At 54.6% G+C, this 20799-nt stretch carries 14 protein-coding genes; 7 read left to right on the plus strand and 7 right to left on the minus strand.

Going from position 1 to position 20799, the window contains the following annotated elements; genetic code table 11:
- Positions 1-5 precede the first annotated feature (5 nt).
- From ACFE7X_RS14470 to ACFE7X_RS14480, 3 genes are all read right to left on the minus strand, one after another.
- Positions 6-3149 carry a SusC/RagA family TonB-linked outer membrane protein gene (locus ACFE7X_RS14470; protein ID WP_375436388.1) on the minus strand — a complete coding sequence of 1048 codons (3144 nt, stop codon included), beginning with the start codon at positions 3147-3149 and terminating at the stop codon, positions 6-8.
- Between the two features lie 963 nt (positions 3150-4112).
- Entirely contained in the window at positions 4113-4265 is a 153-nt protein-coding gene (locus ACFE7X_RS14475) for a LytTR family transcriptional regulator DNA-binding domain-containing protein (RefSeq protein ID WP_375436389.1), read from the minus strand.
- Between the two features lie 337 nt (positions 4266-4602).
- Complete coding sequence (locus ACFE7X_RS14480) at positions 4603-5391, minus strand: MBL fold metallo-hydrolase (RefSeq protein ID WP_375436390.1); 789 nt, start codon at positions 5389-5391, stop codon at positions 4603-4605.
- 1055 nt (positions 5392-6446) lie between these two features.
- Between ACFE7X_RS14480 and ACFE7X_RS14485 the strand changes: the two genes are divergently transcribed.
- A complete protein-coding gene (locus tag ACFE7X_RS14485; RefSeq protein WP_375436391.1) occupies positions 6447-7421 on the plus strand; it encodes an NADP-dependent oxidoreductase in 975 nt (324 codons plus the stop codon).
- Positions 7418-8326, plus strand: a complete 909-nt coding sequence (locus ACFE7X_RS14490; protein WP_375436392.1) for a helix-turn-helix domain-containing protein — start codon at positions 7418-7420, stop codon at positions 8324-8326. Before ACFE7X_RS14485 ends, ACFE7X_RS14490 begins: the two co-directional genes overlap by 4 nt.
- Here the strand turns inward: ACFE7X_RS14490 and ACFE7X_RS14495 are convergent.
- The gene (locus ACFE7X_RS14495) at positions 8319-8642 is read right to left on the minus strand and encodes a hypothetical protein (protein WP_375436393.1); all 324 of its coding nucleotides are present in this window, start codon (positions 8640-8642) and stop codon (positions 8319-8321) included. The two genes, ACFE7X_RS14490 and ACFE7X_RS14495, sit on opposite strands and share 8 nt — an antisense overlap.
- A gap of 178 nt (positions 8643-8820) precedes the next feature.
- Between ACFE7X_RS14495 and ACFE7X_RS14500 the strand changes: the two genes are divergently transcribed.
- Positions 8821-9255, plus strand: a complete 435-nt coding sequence (locus tag ACFE7X_RS14500) for a hypothetical protein (RefSeq protein ID WP_375436394.1) — start codon at positions 8821-8823, stop codon at positions 9253-9255.
- A 520-nt stretch (positions 9256-9775) separates the two neighbouring features.
- Here ACFE7X_RS14500 and ACFE7X_RS14505 read toward each other — a convergent pair.
- The gene (locus ACFE7X_RS14505; protein WP_375436395.1) at positions 9776-12025 is read right to left on the minus strand and encodes a T9SS type A sorting domain-containing protein; all 2250 of its coding nucleotides are present in this window, start codon (positions 12023-12025) and stop codon (positions 9776-9778) included.
- An 866-nt stretch (positions 12026-12891) separates the two neighbouring features.
- Entirely contained in the window at positions 12892-15801 is a 2910-nt protein-coding gene (locus tag ACFE7X_RS14510) for an endo-1,4-beta-xylanase (RefSeq protein WP_375436396.1), read from the minus strand.
- A gap of 575 nt (positions 15802-16376) precedes the next feature.
- Between ACFE7X_RS14510 and ACFE7X_RS14515 the strand changes: the two genes are divergently transcribed.
- Positions 16377-16523 (plus strand): hypothetical protein, encoded by a 147-nt coding sequence (locus ACFE7X_RS14515; protein ID WP_375436397.1) that lies wholly within the window; start codon positions 16377-16379, stop codon positions 16521-16523.
- 418 nt (positions 16524-16941) lie between these two features.
- Here ACFE7X_RS14515 and ACFE7X_RS14520 read toward each other — a convergent pair whose 3' ends face one another.
- Positions 16942-17625 carry a recombinase family protein gene (locus tag ACFE7X_RS14520; protein WP_375436398.1) on the minus strand — a complete coding sequence of 228 codons (684 nt, stop codon included), beginning with the start codon at positions 17623-17625 and terminating at the stop codon, positions 16942-16944.
- A gap of 175 nt (positions 17626-17800) precedes the next feature.
- On the opposite strand from ACFE7X_RS14520, the gene ACFE7X_RS14525 reads away from it, so the two are divergent.
- The 3 genes from ACFE7X_RS14525 (at position 17801) to ACFE7X_RS14535 (ending at position 20546) form a co-directional block, all read left to right on the plus strand.
- A complete protein-coding gene (locus ACFE7X_RS14525; protein ID WP_375436399.1) occupies positions 17801-18484 on the plus strand; it encodes a recombinase family protein in 684 nt (227 codons plus the stop codon).
- A gap of 932 nt (positions 18485-19416) precedes the next feature.
- The gene (locus ACFE7X_RS14530; RefSeq protein ID WP_375436400.1) at positions 19417-20178 is read left to right on the plus strand and encodes a ParA family protein; all 762 of its coding nucleotides are present in this window, start codon (positions 19417-19419) and stop codon (positions 20176-20178) included.
- Positions 20175-20546, plus strand: a complete 372-nt coding sequence (locus ACFE7X_RS14535) for a hypothetical protein (protein WP_375436401.1) — start codon at positions 20175-20177, stop codon at positions 20544-20546. Before ACFE7X_RS14530 ends, ACFE7X_RS14535 begins: the two co-directional genes overlap by 4 nt.
- Positions 20547-20799 lie beyond the last annotated feature (253 nt).

The raw sequence follows: 20799 nt of genomic DNA on the forward strand, positions 1-20799 counted from the left end.
GGTTACTACAAAGAAAGATTCACTCCTAGCGAAAGCACCCGGGAGGGCACGTACACCGCCGACGTGGTGCCGGAAAAGGTTTGCGCCACGTTCATGCCTTTGCGTTTGGAAATCAGCGCCAGGTTCTCCCCGGTAGCGAAGAAGTTCACGTTGCGCAGCTTGAGCTTGGTGCTTAGGCTAGCCGGGATGTTGTAGCCCAAGCTCACCGACCGGAAGTTCAGATAGGAAGCATCCACTAACCAGCGGTCGGAAGCCGCGGCCAGGTTGGCCGTGTTGCCCACTTGCAGGCGAGGGACATTGGTGATATCGCCGGGGTTCTGCCACCGATTCAGCATGTCCTCGTGCATGGCGCCGCCGTAGGTGCCGTGGTTCATCAGCGTGGCGTACTGGCCGTCGTAGAACTTGCCCCCCACCGAGTAGGTAACCAGAGCCGACAACGTGAAGTCCTTGTAAGTGAAGGTATTGGTGAAGCCGCCGGAGAACTTGGGAATTGCCGAACCGGCGTAGTGGTACCGCGCGTTGTTGGCATTCCACGTTAGGGTGTCGGAGCCAACGATCTTACTGTTGGCCTCGTTGTACGTGATGGCGCGGTAGAGGGCATTGCCGTTTTCCGGATCAACCCCGTTGTACTCCCGGAGCCAGAAAGCCTGCAGATCCTCCCCGACTTTCAGCTTCTTGGTGTCGGACACCAGCTCGGCGTACGGCAGCCGGGTTATCTCGTTTTTGAAGGTGGTCCAGTTTACATCCAAGTTCCAGGTGAACGCACTGGTTTTGATAACGTCCCCGGCCAGTCTAAGCTCGATGCCCTGGTTGTACATCGCCCCGATATTCTCTATCCGGTTAGCCACCCCACTGGAGAGCGGCAACTGAACTTCGAACAACAGGTCCTCGGATGTCCGCTTGAAATACTCAGCCGAGCCGATCAGTCGGTTGTCAAACAGCGCGAATTCGATTCCCGCATCAAAGCTGTTGTTCTTCTCCCAAATCAGCCCTCTGTTTCCCAAGGTTGCTTGCGAGAAGCCCGGCTCGGCGGCGTTGTTCTGGCCCAGGGTGTATAATGCCTGCCAGGCGTAATAATTATTGCCATCCAAATTCTCGAGATTCTCATTCCCCACTTGCCCATAAGACGAGCGAAGCTTGACCATGTCAACCCAGGTGGGTTTGGTGAAAAAGGTTTCCTTGTCTAGGCGCCAGGAGGCCCCCACCGACCAGAAGCTACCCCAGCGCACGTCCTCGTAAAACCGAGAGGAACCGTCCCGCCGGTACGACCCGGTAAGGGTGTATTTGTCGTTGAACGTATAGTTCGCCCGGCCAAAATAGGACTCGATCTTATGCTCTTGCAGGTACGTGTTGAAACTATTGGTGGTGCCAAAGTTCTGTAGCTCGGTGTTGTCGGCGACCACCTCCCCGGACTTGGAACCACTCAGGTAGTCACGGTTGCGGCTGTAGTTCTCGTGACCCAGCAAAAAATCCACCGTGTGCACCTCGGCTAGCGTCTTGCTGTAGTTAAGCAGTTGGTTGGCCGTGATGCTCGTTAGGTTATAGAGCACCCGGCCGGCTCTACCCGCCGGGGCGCCGTCGCCCACCAGGGTATTTTCGTAGGTCTGTTCTTCGTAGTTGGTGATATCCGCGGCAAAGTTGGCCGTCAACTTGAAGTCCTTCAAGAAAGTGATTTCCCCGTAAGCTCTGCCCCCTAGCACATTGCGCCGGAAGAGAAAGTCATTGAATTCGGTTTCAGCCACGATGTGCCGGCCCGGGTACACCGGGCGAGTCATGGTCGGCGAAGAGCCCCCCAAATCGTATACTTTCTGCCCATTCGCGTCCAGCACATATTCCCCCGTGGTCGGGTCATGCTGGTAGATGGGATAGATCGGCCCGACGCCGCGGCTAAAGAAAAAAGGATTCACAAAGCCCGTGGAACTGCCCGTGCTCGCCTGATTGGAGTTGGACAGGGTGTAGTTCATGTTCACCCCGGCCTTAAACCACTTGGTTAGGTTGGTGTTGACGTTCATCCGGCCCGAGAAACGCTCGAAGTCCGATCTGGTCAAGTACCCTTTCTCGTTCAGGTAGCCCAACGAGACGTAGTAGTCGCTTTTCTCGGACCCGCCATTGAAGCTCACAGTGTAATCGGAGCGGGAGCCGTCCCTGGTCAATGCCTTCTCCCAATCTAGGTCATCGCCCCACAGCAGCTGCGCTTCGGGATTGAGCGTCCCATCCGGCGAAACAATCTGGTTGTTGGGCACATTGAACGGGTTGTAGCCCAGCAAGCCCTTGATATCGGCGGTTGCCCGTTGGCTGGCCTGCGCGTTGGTAACGGTGTTGCTAACCAAGCTATTCCGGTAGGCTTCCCACATCAGCGGGTAGTACTCGTAGGCGTTTACGCGCTCATACTCGGGAACGGCTCGTGAGGAAACGCCCTGCAACGCCCTTAAATTAACTTGCACCCGGTCTTTCTTGCCTTTCTTGGTAGTGATCATCACCACCCCGTTGGTGGCCCGGGAACCGTACAGGGCCGTAGAGGCGGCATCTTTCAGAATCGAGATGCTCGCTATGTCTTCCGTGTTCAGGTTCGACAAACCGGCCGTATAGGGTACCCCGTCCACTACGTACAGGGGGTCGTTGGCGTAGTTCACCGAGCTGAACCCCCGGATGCGGATATCCGGGCCGGAGCCCGGCTGCCCGGAGCCCCCCGAAACCTGCACCCCGGGGGCTTGGCCGGCAATGGCGCTGGTAATGGTGGTTACGGGCCGTTGCGATAGTTTCTCGGCCCCAATCTGCGCCACGGAACCGGTGAACGTCGCCGGGTCTGCCGTCCCGTAGGCAACCACCACTACTTCGCTCAGGCTCTTGGCGTCGCTAGCCAAGCTCACATTGAGCGTGGATTGGCTGCCGATGACCACTTCCTTGTTGGTGTAGCCGATAAAGGTGAACACCAGCGTCCCCCCGCTGGCCGGCACGGTTATGCTGTAATTGCCCTTCTCATCGGTTGGCGCCGCCGTGGACGTCTCTTTAAGATGGACGGTCACGCCCGGCATACCCTCGCCGGTGAGGGCATCCGTCACGCGTCCGGTTATAGCCTTGCTTTGTGCCCATGCCTGCGTTGAAAAGGCCGACATCAAAACAAAGCTGGAAAGTAAAGCTTGCTTCATATGGATTGTGAGTTGGTGAGTGAACGAGGTTTTGTTTACGCTACCGTTTTTGGGGACCTCTCCTACTTGCTGCTTTTACTGCTGTTTCCAAGCACCAAAGGTCCTTTTCGAGCAGTTGGAGCATCATGCGCTAGCTACCCCAAGAGTGCTTCGGAAAGGCTGCAAGCACTCCCAAAAGCAAAGAGGTAGAGTAAGGCAGGAACTACAGCACTAACTGATTGCTCTCCAACAGCCGTTTTCCATCTATCGGGACCGACGATAGGTTAACGTATTCACATTAGCGGGAACAGAAAGAGAACAACTGCCTTCTGCATTGGCAGAAGCTCCTTAAATACCGCCTTCGACAATGACTGCTACTCTTGGTAGCACTAAACCCTCTAAGCCTATTACTTTACCAGTAATAGTCTGCACTGATGCCTATAAATCGTGTTTCGCCGGTGTGGGCATTCTGAGTGGAAATAAAGGTGGTGTTCTCCCATGCATGTTTAGATGAATGATTAACATTTTTTCAATGAATACAGCTAATAAAGAGTATAATCACAGTAAGGCAATAACTAAGCTGATATTTTTTCTATAAAACACATTAATTATTACAAACATGTCAATCGATTGCATTCATAAATTACCCTGTAGGGGCTATAAAAAACCTCTTTCGCCGTATTGAATAAAACTTTTAAAGTAGACACAACCAGAGTATACCTCTCGCTTAAATGAGTTAGTTAACCTTAGAGAAAAGTGTGTTTTTGCTGCCATCACAACCAAGGAAAAGATGATTTAGCAAGACCCAATTGTGTCCATCAGCAACAGCAAGCCAGCAGCTAGACCGTAGCCGGGTTGCAGAGGGAACTAATGCCCTTTTCTGTCGCACTTTATTAGACCCTCTGACGGTACCTTTTATCATCAACAGGTCGCTTTTAACAATCTCGCCCTATTGAAATCCCTTCAGCATCCTATAAAAAGCCTCTATGTAGGTGTCACTGATGGGTATGAGTTGGTCTGCAACCTAAATCCTGTTTTTCTCGATGTGGTCACTCTGTCAAGAGTGACCAGAAAGGATCGGTGCACGCAGACAAAATCCTGGGCGGGCAGCAGCTCTTCTAGTTCGGCAAAGCTCAACGCTAAGTTGCTCAGGTACTGCCGAGCTAATACTGGGTTTTCGCGACAGGCCCATGTACGGACGCAGCGCGCTTCATAAAGGCGACCTTCAAGCAGCCGCAGCGGTGCCGGCTTGGGCCAGTGGCAAGCTCCCTGTCGAGAGAATTCCTCGTTTCCAGCAAGCAGGGTGAGCGTGCGCTCGGCCTACTGCGGCCATTGAGTCCAGCAATTGCTCTAGCTCCCAACTAATTGCTTTAAACTTGGCTTCGATAAACAACTTCATCAGCTAAGCTTTGGAAAACCAGAACGTGCTGCTACGCTAGATACTCAGCAGCACGTTCTCGGTTATTGAGTTAACTTACTTGGGCGCCGCATACCAGTTGCGTAGCCGAACGTCAATTTTCTTATTGGCTGTGTTCACGGTTTTCTTGAAGCTGTCCACGTCGCTGAGGCCGTTTTGGCCCCGGTAGTGGTAGGGGTACACAATGCCCGGCTTGAAAGCCAACACTGCCTGCGCGGCTTGGTTCACGTCCATGGTGTAGGGCAGGTTCATGCACACGAAAGCCACATCGATGCCTTTGAGGGCGCGCATTTCGGCAATGTCTTCGGTATCACCGGACAGGTACACATTTTTGCCACCTAAGCCCAGCACGTAGCCGTTGCCCCGGCCTTTGGTATGAGGTGCGTCGGCCGCTTCGGGTAGGTTGTACATCGGAATGGCTGAAACCGTCATGCCTAGTGTGTCGAGTTGCTGCCCGTTGTTCAGGATTCGTACTTGGGTTTTGTAGGCTGCCGGCAGCTTCTCCGCCACCGCTTTGGGCACCACCACCAGGGCCTTGTCCACAGAGAGGCCGGCCAGCGTTTTGAGGTCCATATGGTCGCCGTGAATGTCGGTGATAAGGATTACGTCGGGTGCGGCCAGCCCGGCATAGGACTCGGCGCCGCCGTAGGGGTCCACATAAATAGTCTTCCCGTTCCACGTTAACACCACGCTACCGTGCGTGATGGGCTGCACCGTGAGCGAGCCTTTTTTGGTTGCTATCTGGTCGGCGGCCACGCGCGGCGCGGCACCAGGAGTAGCGGTTTGGGCCTGCGCCAGTACCGCAAAAGACGCCAGCGCGGTCGTGAAAATAAGGGTAGACTTCATCCGTTTTTGTACCTGTGAGTTAAGAGTTAATGTTTGACTTTTCGAGGAGCAGCCCCTAAAACCGTGACCATAACCTAGTCGTCCGCCACAAGTTTGTGCCAGACGCCAGCCAAGCCAGTAGTGGGGCGGAAGGCTACAAGTCGACAATGCTTTCTGCTTATCGCTCGGGGCCTTCCACTGCCCAACTAGCTGTTTCGGTGGATGGCCCCTACTGCGCGGTGCTTCCTGCAAGCTGCGTCCGATACTTCGCAAGCTGGCCGCACCCCCGCGGGTTATGGCTTCAGCTACTGATTGGAGGTTGACGCCGCCTAGATAAGCAAATTTCTCCACGGCCTTAGCTGCCCGTAACAAGGAATCGGTGGCCCCTGGGTAGCCTTCTGCTCCTCCTAGTCCTCTGCCCGCAGTGCTGCTCTTCCACCCGGCCCCCGAAAAGTACATGACAGGAGCCTGCGTCAAGGTTGGCTTTTTTGCCACCAACTAGCTAGTTGCTGGCACGCGCAAGGCATACGAACGGACCTGACTCCCAGGCTGCTCTACACGGGGCAACACGGCACTGTCACCACCTCGCTCATGCAGCAGCTAGGCGTCAGTAAACCAACGGCACCCACTACTTGGGCGAATTGGAAAAGGAGGCTACTTGCTGAAGACCGGTAAAATGGGAGCGGACGCGGTACACGCCAAAGGGCTCAGCATAAGGGCGCCCCGTGTTGCAAAATTGTATATGGAAGGCTAGAAGCCCGTTTTTAGCGAGGAAGCTTGCTCTACTAAAGGACTCAGAAACGAGGAACACAGAGGTGTCCACGGAGACGTTATCCTACTTGTTGCGGTGTTATTAAACAGATAGGGCAAATCCTCCAACTTGGCGCTGGCCCATCAGTTGGCTATCAACGAAGTCGAGACGCACCGGGCGCAAGAGAAACTAATCCTCTACCCGTACAGGGTGCTAGCAATTCGTGCGCGGCGTCATTTCGACTAATACAAAGGGCGTTTTGGTTAAACCGGCAGCTCAGCCAGCGGCGACCTTTGTCTCGTTAATCAACCGAAAACAATTTCTTATGAAAGCGGTAAGAATTCATGCCTTTGGCGGACCCGAGGTTCTGCAACTAGAAGAGGTAGCGCGGCCGGTGCCGGCGGCCGACGAAATCCTTATTCAGGTGTATGCCAGCGGCGTAAACCCGGTCGATTGGGTCGTGCGGGAAGGCGGCAACGACGCGTTACGGGCGTATCTGACCTTGCCCATGATCCTGGGCTGGGATGCGGCCGGCGTGGTGACAGAGGTGGGCAGCGCAGTAACCGGATTTCAGATAGGCGATGCCGTGTACGGCGAACCCAACTTCCCCGGCGATGGTAGCTACGCCGAGTACTGCGCGGCCAAAGCCAGCCAGTTTGCTCACAAGCCCCAAAGCCTCGGCTTTACCGAGGCGGCCGGCGTGCCGTTGGCTGGCCTTACGGCCTGGACGGCCCTCTTCGAGCACGGCCATTTGCAGCCCGGCCAACGCATCCTGATTCAGGGCGCTTCGGGAGGGGTGGGTAGCCTCGCCGTGCAGTTTGCCAAAGCCAAGGGGGCGTACGTCATCGGTACCGCGTCGGCTGACAACCTGGATTACCTCAAGCAGCTGGGCGCAGACGAGGTGCTGGACTACCGGAGCCAGCCGTGGGAGGAGTTGGTGCGCGACGTGGATGTGGTGCTGGAAGCCTCGCCCGTGCGCGATAATGTGGCGCGGGTGAAAGCCGTGACTGTGTTGAAGCAAGGCGGCATCTTCGTCAGCGTCAACACCGATTTTCCCTTCGACGAGGCGGTGCACGCGGCCCTGGCCCGGCAGCAGGCGACGGGCGTTCTGTCGGCCAATCAGCCCCGGCAGGAGTGGTTACAGGAAATTGCCCAGCTAATTGACGCAGGCCAGGTAAAGGTTTTCGTTAGTAAAGTCTACCCCCTGGAACAGGTGGCCAACGCCCACCGCGAAAGCCAGACCTGGCACGTGCGGGGAAAACTGGTATTGGCCATTCGCCAAAACGACGAGCCGGCATGAGGCGCTTCACCACGATCAGCGAGTTTCACGCGTTTGTGCAGCTCCCCAAGCCTCAGCATCCGCTATTTAGCGTGGTGGACGTGAGCACCGTGCCGCACCGGTATGGGGAGGAGCCGACGAGTATGGTCTTTGATTTTTATTCTATCTCCGTCAAGCGCATGCGCAATGTGAACGTGCAATACGGGCAGCATTCATTTGACTTCAACGAAGGCATTATGTCCTTCATGGCCCCTAAGCAAGTGTTTAGCATGGCGGTGGCCGACCCGGCCGAGGAAGTGGAGAAATCAGGGTGGGTGGTGTACTTTCACCCTGATTTTCTGTGGAATACGCCGCTGGCCAAAACCATCCAGCACTACGATTTCTGGGATTACGCGCTCAAGGAGGCCCTGTTTCTTTCTGCTCGGGAGGAAGCGACTATTCTGAACCTGATTCTCGCCATCGAGCAGGAGTATACTTCCGCTATCGACCGGTTCAGCAAGCCCATTATCGTTTCGCATGTGGAAAGTCTACTGCACCACGCCGACCGGTTTTATCACCGCCAGTTCCTCACCCGCGAAAAGGCCAACCATGAAGTGCTCGAACGAGTGGAAACTCTCCTGCAAGACTATTTCAATAACGACAATTTACAGGAAAGAGGCTTGCCCACCGTGCACTACGTGGCCGATTGCCTACAGCTGTCGCCCAAGTATTTAAGTAATCTGTTGCGCGTCGTAACCGGGCAAAGCACTCAGCAGCACATTCACGCCTGGCTGATTGCCAAAGCCAAGGAAAAACTATCGACCACCACCCAGACCGTCAGCGAAATTGCCTACGAGCTGGGCTTCGAGCATGTGCCCTCGTTCAGCAAGCTGTTCAAGGCCAAAACGAACTTGTCGCCTTTGGCGTTTAGGACCTCTTTTAATTGAAAAAAGACGAACCACACCGGCTGTAAGGGGTTTTGTTGCTGCGCAGGCGCGCTTTCGGGTGCTTTGCGCCCGGGACGCCCTCCTGGGTGGCGCACTTGGCCTGCCGCGTCGCTAAGTTGGGCAATTGGGTCACCGGGGCACTCACGACCAATGTCGGAGGCGGAGCCTGGCGGCTGTCGGGCACTGTGTCGGCTACGTAGGGCATGGAAGTGCTGGCCATTTGCTTGGGCTGTATCCTTTCCAGCGAGGCGCTGGCCGTGAGAGCCGAGTGCTTGCGTATCACCCGCGACGAGGCCTTGGTGCACGCACTAAGCAAACATGTGGTCGAATAAGCGCTACGAAACCGGTCGTCGGGTAGAACTGCCGGGTGTGACTGCTCGTGGAGTGCCAGGGCAGTTATTCAGCCACTTCCTAGCCGAGGAAGTAGAGCAGGCGCATGCAACCTTTCCGTCACGTTGAGGCTCTTCCCTCTGAACCCGCAACTTCTGCTTGTGATGAAAAATGCACGCCTACTTTTCCTATTCTTGGCCCCACTGGTCTCGTGCCAAAAAGAAGACCTAGTAGAGGCACCGGCCACCCCTTACCCTCAAGCGTGGCAGCTGGTCAAACTGACGGGGCAAATTCCGAATTATATTAAAACGGGTGCGGACCTGCCGTGGCAAGAAACCTATGTCTTCCAGGCCGATAGCACCTTCACGAAAACGCGCCAGCAAGGCCAGCAAATCGCCGAGGCCCGCGGCACGTTTTCCGTGCGAAACTTCTCGGATGGCCAATATACCATCCTCACCTATGCCGCCGCCAACAGCCTGATCGGCTCTTGCACGACGCAAGCGTTACAGGAAACCCTAGTTTTCCGAGCGAACGATACCCTCGTGAGTACGTGGCAAGCCTGTGATGGCCCGGGACTCGAGTATAAAAAAGTGAAATAAGATTCCGCTGCTAAGCAAGGCAGCCTGTGTCAAGAACGCCTGTGTTACCCTGTTCCAGTAAACAGATTAGTTACCTAGCGGACCACTTCACCTAAGCACGTCACTTCTGTTTCGTCCTTTTGGTAGGTAATCGTGTTCGTGGTAGGCAAGTAAGCGTTGCCTGTATCCACTACACGGCTTGCTGCTTAAGAAAGGGCAACCAGAACGATCTGCACGCGGGCAGAAACGAAATACTTATCGGTCTGGTGTAGTAACACCGAGAGGGGCTAGCGAAGTGAAACGCGTTATCTTCCTTTGCTGCTTTAACCAAGCGCCACAGCGCCACTATGCCATACACCGCCTCTGCTAAGCGCTGGGCGTAGGATGAGCAGTCCTCATTTATACTGGTATCTCGAATTGTCTTTACCACCCTGTTGGTGAGCGTCCGCTCGCTGAGACGGGCCTAGTTGCGGATAAATAAGAAAGGCAGCCTGCAGGCTGCCTTTCTTATTTCAAGCGTCAAAACTGCTAACCAGTCAACTTACTGTTTCACCACCTGAATGGCTTTGGAAGTGCTTTCCGTAGTGATTCGTACCACATAATGACCCACTGGCAACGCCTCTCCAAAGACCACTTCATCTTTGGCTGCTCCTTCTGCTAGTTGCTTGCCATACTGATCGACAATTACGTAGTGAAAGTCGCCGGATACTTGGAGGCGGAAGCTGCTGTTGGAAGGGTTGGGATACACCGAGGCTTCTTTCAGCTTTTGGCCGTTGGCGTCGCCGTGTTTGGGTGTGGCCAGGGTCATACCGTCGCCCAGGTAGAAACCGGTGTGGGGCGGCTGGTTGTAGCCGTTGTTTTGCCAGGCAATGCTGAGCCGATACTGCGGATCGTGCATGAGCGTGGGCAGGCGGTACGCAGTGGGGATGGTGGTCGTGAAAATTAGCAACTCCTCGTTGTTGGTGTTACGCCAAATCACTTCTTCGCGCCAGTCGCCAAACAGGTCAGCGCTTAGGTTGGGAGTAGCCTTCGTGCCATTGTTGGAGCCGCCGCCTAGCGCGGCCGCATTCAGAATAGTATTGGTGCGGTTGCTGGTCCAGTCCCACTTGCTGATGGTTGTGCCATCGAGTGGTTCGCGTAGCAAGTCTCCGTCCCACCACACGGCGAAGTTGATCGGGCTAGGCTTGGCCGTTGAAATCTGCACGCCTTTGGCTGAGTATAAGCCGCCGCGGGTGCTCCACGATTCAGAACCGAGCGTGCGCGGATCTACATCCATACTGACACCGCGGCCCACGTCGCCTTGGTTGGCACCGGGGCTGCCCCAAATCAGCGTGCCCGTGCGCGCGTCGCGGAAGTCGTTGGGAGCGGTGCCGTACTGCGAGGGCGTTTCGTGAACCGAGAATATTTCTAGGCCCGGCCGGTCAGGATCGAGGTCGGATACGTGCATTGCGTCGCCGTGGCCGCGGCCAGTGGCGTACAAGCCCTTGCCGTTGTCGTCGATGGCGCACGAGCCGTACACGATTTCATCTTTGCCGTCGCCGTCCACGTCAGCCACGCTCAGGTTGTGGTTGCCCTGGCCGCGGTAGGCACTGTTGCCGGGCGTGTTGTCGTCGCTGTCGAAGATCCAGCGCTGGGTGAGCTGTCCGTCCTTGAAATCCCAGGCCACCAGCACCGTGCGGGTGTAGTAGCCGCGGCACATCACCAGGCTGGGGTGTACGCCGTCGAGGTAGGCCACGGCGGCCAGAAACCGGTCGATACGGTTGCCGTAATCGTCGCCCCAAATGGTTCTAATCTCCGCCGGAGTTGGGTTGTCGCCTTTAACCGGGTGGCGTTGGGGTAGGTAGGTTACACTCGGATACGCCGCGCCCGTGAGGCCGTTAAAGACGGTCAGCTTCTCGGAGCCGCGCAGCACGTAGCCAGAAGCGTTGCGGTGGTCGATGGTGGGGTCGCCTAGCACTTGGCCGGTGCCGTCGACGGTGCCGTCCGACGTTTTGCAGGCCACTTCCGCTTTGCCATCGGAATCCAAGTCGAACACCATAAACTGCGTGTAGTGCGCGCCGGCTCGGATGTTCTTGCCCAAATCAATGCGCCATAGCCGCGTGCCGTCGAGCTGATACGCATCGAGCAGCACGTTGCCGGTGTAGCCACCGTTCGAGTTGTCCTTCTGATTGGATGGGTCCCATTTCACCACGATTTCGTACTGACCGTCGCCGTTCAGGTCGCCCACCGAGCAGTCGCCGGGGCTGTACGTGTAGTTTTCGCCAGTCGGAGTGATGCCGCTAGCCGGACGTTGCAGCGGCAGGCGTAGGAATTGCTGGGCCCACACCGGCGCTGCTTCGGGGTTGGCTGATGCGTCGCCCTGATCAGGGCCGCCGTTGCGCACGCTGCGCACGAAGTAGGTGGCACCCGGCGTGTTATCGGGCGTCTCGTCCACCCAGTTGGTGCTGGAGGTGATGGGTTGGGTATTGAGTTTGGTAACACCCCCATCAACTGATCGGCGGAACAGGTTGAAGCCAACTTCCGGATTGTCGGTGGCCAGCAAGCGCCAACTGACGAACACGTGGCCGTTGCCCTGGTCAACCGCCACCAAGCCACGGCCCAACGTTTCGAGTTGGCGCACCGACGGCGTGGTGGAGTTGTGAGGCGAGTTGCCTTGTCCGAAGGTGTTTCCCGAAACAAGCAGGGTGGCGGCAAGCAGCCCGTACGAAGCTAATTTGGTTGCTTCTGGGGCAAATCGGCGGCGTGGCTGGACCTTGCGGCTCAACGCCGGCAGGAGAAAAGTTTTTTTCATACGTGGTGGGGTTAGTGGACGCCTATGAAGGCACGGGGTACTCAGAAGTGGGAAGAAAAACAGTGTTTTTACTCGGCCCAAACTACTTTTCCTCCTTGGCCGCACTCTCCTGTAGACTACTGCTTATTATATATACTGAATATTTTATGAATAATTCAAGACTGCCGGCTTCTCCCCTTTCAATCAATAGAATATGCGCAGGAAAGTGGTTTTTACGAGTTAGATTCAGCTCTCAAATCACTTTTGTGGTGCCTAATGACTGCTAGAGCCGCGGGATTGGGCTTAGTAGCATGAACATAATTATATACGCCTTGGTAGATAGCTATTTTGGGGCGTGTAGATAGTAGTCCTGTTCCTGCTCGCTCAGGTGCTTCCCCGATCATATGAGGCGGTCTGCCTACGCCACGCAGAGTTGGGACGTGGTTTCAAGTTGCGTTCCGAAGTAATCAGGGGCGAGATAGCCAGCGTTGTAAGAGGCCACATGATAACCGATTTTCAGCCGGATTTCACTCAAACTGCGGGAACTGCTACCGTTCAGTAACTCGACTTTGAGGACGCCAAAACGACTGATTGTGAGCGTTATCGTAGTCGTTGCTCCGGCAGCTCCTGTTTTGCCTAACCTCGTAGCGGACCGGCAAAACCTCAGGTGGTCTAGCTAGGTTGTGTAGAATTGGGATATAGAGTAAAGGTGAAATTCTTCCGGCTTGGCTAGCCAGAGCATTTCACTCTTTAGTTTGTGTTCATCTTCTACACGAAGAGCCTACCGTTATCGGACTCAACAATTTTGATGGGCAGGACACAAAATGAAAAGGGTGACCGTAAACAGCCACCCTTTCTAATAAACCACTTGTGTTGTGTTGAGCTTGTTACTTTACTACGACTAAACGCTTTGTTTCCATCTTGCCGTTGGTAAGCAAGCGGCAGCTGTACATACCAGCCTCCAGCGAAAGGCCTTCTAGCGTCATCTCGTAGTCTTTTCCCGCTTCCGCGACTTGGTTGAACAGGGTAGCTACCAACTGCCCGAACTGATCGTAGACTTGCAACTGCGCATTCACGGTTTGTGGTGAGCGGAAGTGCACTACAGCACGCTCAGAGAAAGGATTAGGATACGCTTCAAATACTCCTTTAACCTGCTCATTAGCCGAAACAGAACTGCCAGGGCGCGCTACCGCAACGGCTGGCGTGCAGGAGCCCAAAACAGTATTTCCTTGCGGACCAGCTAGCAGCGAGGCCACCGCATTTTCAGAAACACAAACTACTTGGCCGTTACGGCACAGCAGAACCTTATTCGCATTATTGTTATTACTGCAACGTACATCGATGACCGTCAGCGTTACCTGCGCTGTAGCAACGCACCCAAATTCGTTGGTCGCCGTCACGGTGTAGATGTACTTGTCAGCAACTGGAGGCGCTGTGAATACGGGGGTGGCGGAAGTAACATCACTTAAACCGGCTGGCCCGTCCCAGCGGTAGCTTACGCCGCCAGTGGCCGTGAGAGTCACGCTCTGCGGGCCGTAGCCCACGTATAGGTTGGTGGCTACGCCGCCCGTATACACATTATTGGAAGGCGTAACCGAAATGGTAGGTACCGGCAGTGGATTCACGGTGACCACCGCAGTACCCGAGAATTCCGTCCCGGTACAAGCGGCATCCGCCACGCCAGTAAGTGAGTAGCTTGTTGTGCTGCTAAGGGTCACTGAAAACGTGTAAGGCGAAGCCGCGATATTGTTCACCGTTACCGGCGACGTGCCGTCGGTATACGTCAACGACCAAGGACCCGTGCCCGTTAGCGCCACCCGCAACGTAGTGCTGCTGCCTTCGCAGACGGCCGCAGTTCCGCTTAGCGTAGCAGTTGGCAGCGCCTTCAGGGTCAGATTAACGCTGTTCGCGTTGCCCAGTACCGTGGGGGTGCTGCTCACCACGCGGATGCGGTAGAACGTGCCGGTTGGCGTTGCAGTCGGGATAGTAGCAGCAATTGTATAGCTACCAGCCGCCGACGCCGTCGTCGAGCCAACGCTAGTGAAAGTGGCAAAGCTGCCATCGGGGCCCGAGAGTTGCGCCGTAAAGGTCTTGTCAGCCGAGACCGGGCCGGCAACCGTAAACGGCACGCTTAGGCGGCTGCCTACGCAGTAAGTTGAGGCCGACAAAGCAGTGGCGGTGGTAATGGTGGATAGCTCCGTCTGCTTAACATACTCCCGCAACCACTTCAGGGCTGCGCGCTCGGCGCCGTTTTCGTAGGCCAGATAGGCGCCTTGCGCCGTCCGCCAATGACCGGGCCGGTAACCCCACAGCGTGATGCCTTTCACCGCGGGGTGCTCCCAGAACAGTGGGAAAACGCGCTGGTATTCGGCTAGCTGCACCTCGTCCTGGAGGCCGTCAATGTCCAACTCCGTGATGTAGAGCGGCAGGCCCGACGTAGCCAGCAAGTCCAGATTGCTCGTTAGCGTGGCCGAAGCAGTCGGCCGGGTTGAAAAGGCATGTCCCTGAATGCCAATTACGTCGATCAGGTTTTGCTGCTTGAGCAGATTAATGATACCCAAGTACCGCTGCGTGTTGGCAGGTACATTTTCAACGCTATAATCATTGAGCATCAGCTTGGTGTTCGGGAAGTACTCGCGCGCTAGCTTAAAGGAGTTGATCACCCAATCCCAGCCGCTGGCACCGTTGCCCCCCAACGCCTCGATGTAATTGCCGCTACCCTGGTCATTGGGACCTGTCTTGCGAGGTGGGTCGTTGGTGGGCTCGTTCACTACTTCCAGGAACGCAATGTCGGGGTAGCGCTGGGCTACAGCAGCATACCACTGCTTGATTTCAACCAGTTGCTCTTCCTTGGACAGGTTTTCCATCCAGGTTGGCTGCTGGTTGCCCCAGACGAGCACGTGCATGCGGAACGGGATGTTTTGACTTTTCGCCAGATTATACGCCGCATCCAAGCCGGTCCAGTTCATCACGTTCCGGGTGCCTTCCACGCTGCCCCATTTGCCATCGTTCTCCGACACCACTTGGTTCCAGTACTTGTCGAAGTTAACGCCTTGCGCGTTGCTGTAGGCACCGCCCAGGAACTTAGGTTTGCCGGTAGCAATGGGTGGCCCCTGCGGCGCGAACGGCGGGGGTGGTGGCGTGGTAGAACCTTGTATGCCGGTATCTAAGTTGCCCACGGTGAAGAATACGCCCTGCGCGCCAAAAACAAACTTATCGATGTCCAGACCGTTTTCCCGGCTGCCGATTTCAAACGTTTGCGTCAGGCTGCCCGCAGGTACCGTGAACGAGGTGCCGTTAAAAGCTGACATTCTCACCCATTTCCAAACGCCGTTGGTTGCAGCAGTACCGGCGGCGGCCACAACATCCGAAACAGTGGTATACCCGCCGCCCGCTAGGCCGTTTATGTTTATCCAGCGGCTGGTTTCAAAAGCCGATCTGGCACCAAATGAGTTAGGAACGTAATAACTGTCATCGTCGAAGCCGGTCGGTCCGGCTATTCGCACCCTAGCGTACAAATCATACACCCCAGCGCCAGGAAACGTAACTGTGTACGTAAGCACTCTGTTATCCGCGTTTGGGCTTTGGGTTACGCCATTTATGGTAACAAAATTTCCTACTACCCGAACAAAGCCAGTACCGGCTTCATTGTTGAACGTAATGGCTGCGGGTGTAGTAACAGCATCTCGCAGCGCACCGGCTTCGGCTTGTACTGTAACCGGGGCATTCTGACCGTGAAGTGTCAGGTTGAAGAGCAACGGCGCTACAAGGGAAAGTAAGCGTCTAAATTCAATCATGTACTAGTGTTTAAAGAGTGGTGGGAATTAGGCAGTATCAGTTAAAGTCAATTTCAACTGTTATATATCTAAATCTATAGCATTCTACACGGACCACCATCACTTAGTGCCACTAGCCTAGCAGATAAGGTATGCAAGCGTTTGTGGTAGGATTTTGCAAACGGTTGTGATAGATGAACACCAGAAAAGCACAAAATTATGTACTTAGCTTAAAATGTTCCAAAGTGTTGAATCCTCATAGTTAATGGCAACATATAGATAGTTATATTTAATGGACAATGGTATCTTGTTATAATTACGTTAGTGCATGCTCCTAAACTTGTTTTAGCTAGCTGAAAGGAAAAGTAATTAGGAGGATAAAGTAACTACCGGACGCAGCCATCCAACGTGTTTTCTAATTGCGAATGCGTTCGAGCAGGCCTTTAGCGCGAGTGCAGTAGGCCGTCGAGCAGTACCCCGACAGCGAAACTTTTAGCGAGAAGTGCTTAGCCGCGAAGTAGAGACAACCCGGACCCGACTGCACCGCAAACTCAGGGCCCTGCTCAACCAAGTTCATCGCCCCCCAGCCGCCTAGTGTGCTTGCAACGCGCCTGCAAGCTGCTGGGCTGGCCCGCACCGTCGCGACGGTGGCGGAAGTGGGCTACAGCGGTCCTACCACTTTCTCGCGCCATTTTGGCTATGTGCCCACTCCCTTAAACAAACAAGCCAACACGCTCCTGTGAAGTAGTTTAAACGAAGCAGACGGAAATAGGACGTATAGTTTCAAGCCACCTCAGTGCATTGCCCGTCTCCTTATCTAGAATGGCTGTTGCAGAACCCGCCTCTTTAGAAAGCTGTCGCGTAGAACGGAGGATGCAAGACGAGAAGAACTTCACCGATCAAAAGGTCACGCGCTTTCGGTTCTCCCAGCGCGTACCTTCCGCACAATTTCTACCGCCGACTAGTGAAGCTCGTCGACTGGCGTTTTATCTATCAGGAAACTCAGGCACTCTACTGCCACACTGGACAGCCCTCGCTCGCTCCAGTTGTGTCCTTCAAGCTCGTACTGGTGGGCCGGCTGAAGAACTGAATCAGCGACCGGCACCTTGCTCGAGCAATGGGGCAATACACCCTGGATTCCGGTCTTCGGGTAGTACAAGCTTAGACCGCCCCCCTATTTTCAGCTTTTTCCAGCGTTGGCAGCAACCGCTTCACCCCCATCGGATGAAAGGCCTTCCCCCTTCTCGTCCGGTATCCCGACTCGTTTAACCTAACGGCAATTTCTCGCAAGCTCACGCCCGTGGCTCGCAATAGCACCGCTAACTGTGCAGCCTGCCGGTTGTTGAGATTGTTCTGCGCATTGCGCTGCAACGACGCCAATGCTTTATCTCGGGCCACCTCAGTCAAATTAGCCGGGGTGCCTAGTTGGAAGCCCCGCGCCTTCTTCGCTGCCAAGGCGTCGCGCGTCCGGGTGGAAATTGCCGTGGCCTCTTTCTGCGCCACCGCCGAGAGAATGTGCAAAGTAAACTCATCGGCCGCTGGCAGATCCACAGCCTTGAAGCGCACGTGACTCTCCATCAGCGTGGCCAGAAAGACCACGTTGCGCGCCAAGCGGTCGAGCTTGGCTACGAGCAGCGTGGCTCCCTCCTGTTTGGCTTGGGTAATAGCGGCCTGCAGTTGAGGCCGCGTGTTCTTGCGGCCACTCTCAATTTCGATATACTCTGCCACGATGCTCGCCTCGGCACCGACGAAATTGCGCACGGCGGCTTGTTGCGCTTCGAGTCCCAGGCCGGATTGGCCTTGGCGGGCGGTGCTTACACGGAAGTAGGCGACGTAGTGCGTCATAGTGAAGTCTAGATCAGGAAGGAAAACGGGGCAAGATACGGCTCTGTCACATTTGTTGAACGAGCGTTTAACAAGTGTACGGCCCTTCAACACATTCTTTTTATCTTGCGACCATTGACCCGGTTTATCTGGGCTGCGTCTTTATTTTCCTCTCCTATAATATTATAGTGTAAAGATGCGCAAGTTCGTGGCCTATTACCGCGTGAGCACTGCTCGCCAGGGCGCGTCTGGCTTGGGCCTGGAAGCCCAACGGGCCACAGTGCAAGCCTTTGCTAAGGACGCGTTCATCCTGCGCGAATTCGTTGAGGTGGAAAGCGGCAAGCGAAACCACCGACCGCAACTGCGCGACGCCATCGCCCAAGCTAAAGCGGTGGGCGCCACGCTGCTCATTGCCAAACTCGACCGTCTCTCGCGCAACGCCGGCTTCATTTTCGCGTTGCGCGATAGTGGGGTGGACTTCACCTGCTGCGACATGCCCGATGCCAATACGTTAACGGTGGGCATCTTTGCCGTGCTGGCTCAGCACGAGCGGGAAACCATTTCCAAAAGAACTAAAGAGGCACTGAAAGCCAAAAAAGCCCGCGGAGCGCAATTGGGCTCGCCTGCTAACTTAACGGATCTGGCCCGCCACAATAGCATCGCCGTGCGGCAACAGAAACGGCGGGCCTTGCTGGCTACCCGTTACGCCCTGAGCTTGATTACGGTACTGCACCAGCAAGGCCAATCGTACTCGAGCATCGCCCGGCAACTCAACGCTGAAGGTTTCCTAACGGCCCAGGGTAAAGCTTATTCGCACACCCAGGTCTGCCGACTGCTCGCCTACGCGCAGCAGGACCGCTTGCTTGAAAACCGTGCTTAACGCCGCGTTTGAGGCTCGCGGCACTAATTCTTAGGGGGCCAAGAATCAGTCCCCAATGGCAAGGTTGCTTTGATAATTCGGTTATATACTAGGCTCTCTTAAGGAAATAAGTAGTGGTTAATGTCACTGATTTATAAGCTAGGCCAGCGGCAACCTTAACTAGTTACTCGGCCAAGCAATTGAAATATACCTATAAAGTCAGCGTTCCTTTGGCGATGATTAATACCCGAAGGTTGAGTTGCCGAAGGATCAGTGCCTGCCAACAGCGGTTGGTTTTTCAGTGATTGCCGCACAGGTGAGACGTAGCCTCTCCCCTTGCCCAAAGAAGATGGGAAAGTTATTTACTATAATCGGAGCCGATTTCGGACCGGCTGATTGCCGGTTTTAATTGACTTGAAAGAGTAGCCTTGCTCTGCCCGTGCTAGTAATGGGTGCCAGGAAACCGATTAGTAGAGAATTACTTTGAGAATGCAGCATACTGACAGCCCCTTGCAAAGCAGTGAAGTAAGAGCGACGCAGATGTGCTTGAAATGTTGTTTTCTGATTGGCAAGGGTTCTTAATCGTTTACCTCCCCTACTACCGTGTCACGTCAGCAGCTATTATAAAAATCAAAGTGACTTGCTGCCAATGAGTTGTTAATCCACCTTATGAAGCAACCAAAGAGTCTTCTCCTACAAATATAGGCTTCCCTGACTTCCTTGCAATCTTCAAGAAGTTTAGCTTCCCCAACTTCTTGAAGATTACAAGGAAGTCAGGGAAGCCATTTAACTAAAAGAAGTTTAAGAAGTCTAACTTGTCTAAGAAGTCTAAGAATTGCAACCTGTTAAAGAAGTTGAAATTGTTGGAGAATTCGAGCTTCCTGTGCAGGTTCAAGAAGTAGTGGAAGTTTAATTTTCTTATACTTGTATCTCAACCATGAATTTCTTGGATTATGAAGGTTATTGTTTTTGCCAATCACAAAGGCGGGGTAGGGAAGACCACCTCTACGTTAAGTGTTGCGCAAACCCTAGCCCGGGATGGCTACCGGGTATTGCTGCTCGACTGTGATGCGCAGCGCAACCTGACTTTGGCGTTTCGGCTGCCGGCAGGTTATCCGGACCTGGGGCTAGTGCTGGAAAAGAAAGCTCAACTCGAGGATATCGTATTGCCAGTAGCCGAAAACCTGCACGTGGTGGCTGCCACGCCCGACCTAGACTACCTCGAGAAGATGGTCGGGCAGCAGCTTGGCTACGAAAGCATCCTGCGCAAAGGTTTAACGCCGTTGAAGGACCGCTACGACTACTGTTTGGTGGATACGCCTCCTTCCTTATCGGCGCTCACTTACATGGCGCTGGTAGCCTGCAATGCCGTCTTTATTCCCTGCCAACCCGAGTACTTCGGCTACGAAGGCTTGAACAAGCTAATTCAGGCCTGCGAACGAGTGAAAGATCTATACAACCCCAACTTACTGATCGGGGGTATCTTCTTTACCAAATACAGCAGCCGGTACCGCAAAAAGCTGCACCACGATGTGGTGGCCCTTATCGGCTCGAAGTACGCCGACGATAATTTGATGATGAGCACCACGATCCGCGAGAACGTGTCGCTGGCCGAAGCGCAAATCAAAAAGCAAAGCATATACCAGTGGGCCCCGGACAGCAACGGCGCCACCGATTACGAATCCCTTACCCACGAAATTATTGCCCGCGTATGAGCAAGCAATCCAAGAAACCAAGTTTTACGGACGACTTAGACGCGCCCGCCTCCCCGCTGCTTAACGATGCCCGACTTTATGGCGTGCAGCGCCCCCTTGTCTCGCCGCCCGCACCGAGTGTAGCACCCGAAGCTGCGCAACCAACCGTTAAACCAACTGCTAGCAGTGAAGAGGAATGGTTGAAGTTCAGCTCCTTTTTGCGGCGGAGCACCTACGTGCGGCTCAAGCAAAGTGAATACTGGGACCGGCTGGTGCTTAAAAAAGCGGTGGATGCGGCAGTTTGTGCTTTCCTAGAAAAGATGGAAGGCGCCGAAAAGCCTTTACCGCCCGAGGAAGAGTACCGGCTACAAGGTCGAAAGCTCAAGTAAGGGCATAAAAAAGCATAAAAAACTGCGATTTCAAACAACAAATAAACTTTTTTAGACTTCAGCGGCCTTGGATTTCTGCTACAAAAAAGACGTTTAAAAAAATTGCAACTAGTCTTTTTTTTAATACTAACCTTATAAGAGTATTATAGGGGCTGTATCTACTTGATTCTGAGACAGTAGGAGGGGTCATCTGCTACAAAAAAGACGTTTGCTGCTACAAAAAAGACGTGGTGCTGCTACAAGAAGGACGTGT

Source organism: uncultured Hymenobacter sp., from assembly GCF_964242765.1.
Classification (GTDB): Bacteria; Bacteroidota; Bacteroidia; order Cytophagales; family Hymenobacteraceae; genus Hymenobacter.

What these genes read in the sequence shown, in the direction of transcription:
- ACFE7X_RS14490 (WP_375436392.1), top strand. Translation starts at nt 7,418, where the DNA reads ATGAGGCGCTTCACCACGATCAGCGAGTTTCACGCGTTTGTGCAGCTC.
- ACFE7X_RS14510 (WP_375436396.1), bottom strand. Translation starts at nt 15,801, where the DNA reads ATGATTGAATTTAGACGCTTACTTTCCCTTGTAGCGCCGTTGCTCTTC.
- ACFE7X_RS14530 (WP_375436400.1), top strand. Translation starts at nt 19,417, where the DNA reads ATGAAGGTTATTGTTTTTGCCAATCACAAAGGCGGGGTAGGGAAGACC.
- ACFE7X_RS14480 (WP_375436390.1), bottom strand. Translation starts at nt 5,391, where the DNA reads ATGAAGTCTACCCTTATTTTCACGACCGCGCTGGCGTCTTTTGCGGTA.
- ACFE7X_RS14500 (WP_375436394.1), top strand. Translation starts at nt 8,821, where the DNA reads ATGAAAAATGCACGCCTACTTTTCCTATTCTTGGCCCCACTGGTCTCG.
- ACFE7X_RS14535 (WP_375436401.1), top strand. Translation starts at nt 20,175, where the DNA reads ATGAGCAAGCAATCCAAGAAACCAAGTTTTACGGACGACTTAGACGCG.
- ACFE7X_RS14485 (WP_375436391.1), top strand. Translation starts at nt 6,447, where the DNA reads ATGAAAGCGGTAAGAATTCATGCCTTTGGCGGACCCGAGGTTCTGCAA.
- ACFE7X_RS14525 (WP_375436399.1), top strand. Translation starts at nt 17,801, where the DNA reads ATGCGCAAGTTCGTGGCCTATTACCGCGTGAGCACTGCTCGCCAGGGC.
- ACFE7X_RS14520 (WP_375436398.1), bottom strand. Translation starts at nt 17,625, where the DNA reads ATGACGCACTACGTCGCCTACTTCCGTGTAAGCACCGCCCGCCAAGGC.
- ACFE7X_RS14470 (WP_375436388.1), bottom strand. Translation starts at nt 3,149, where the DNA reads ATGAAGCAAGCTTTACTTTCCAGCTTTGTTTTGATGTCGGCCTTTTCA.
- ACFE7X_RS14505 (WP_375436395.1), bottom strand. Translation starts at nt 12,025, where the DNA reads ATGAAAAAAACTTTTCTCCTGCCGGCGTTGAGCCGCAAGGTCCAGCCA.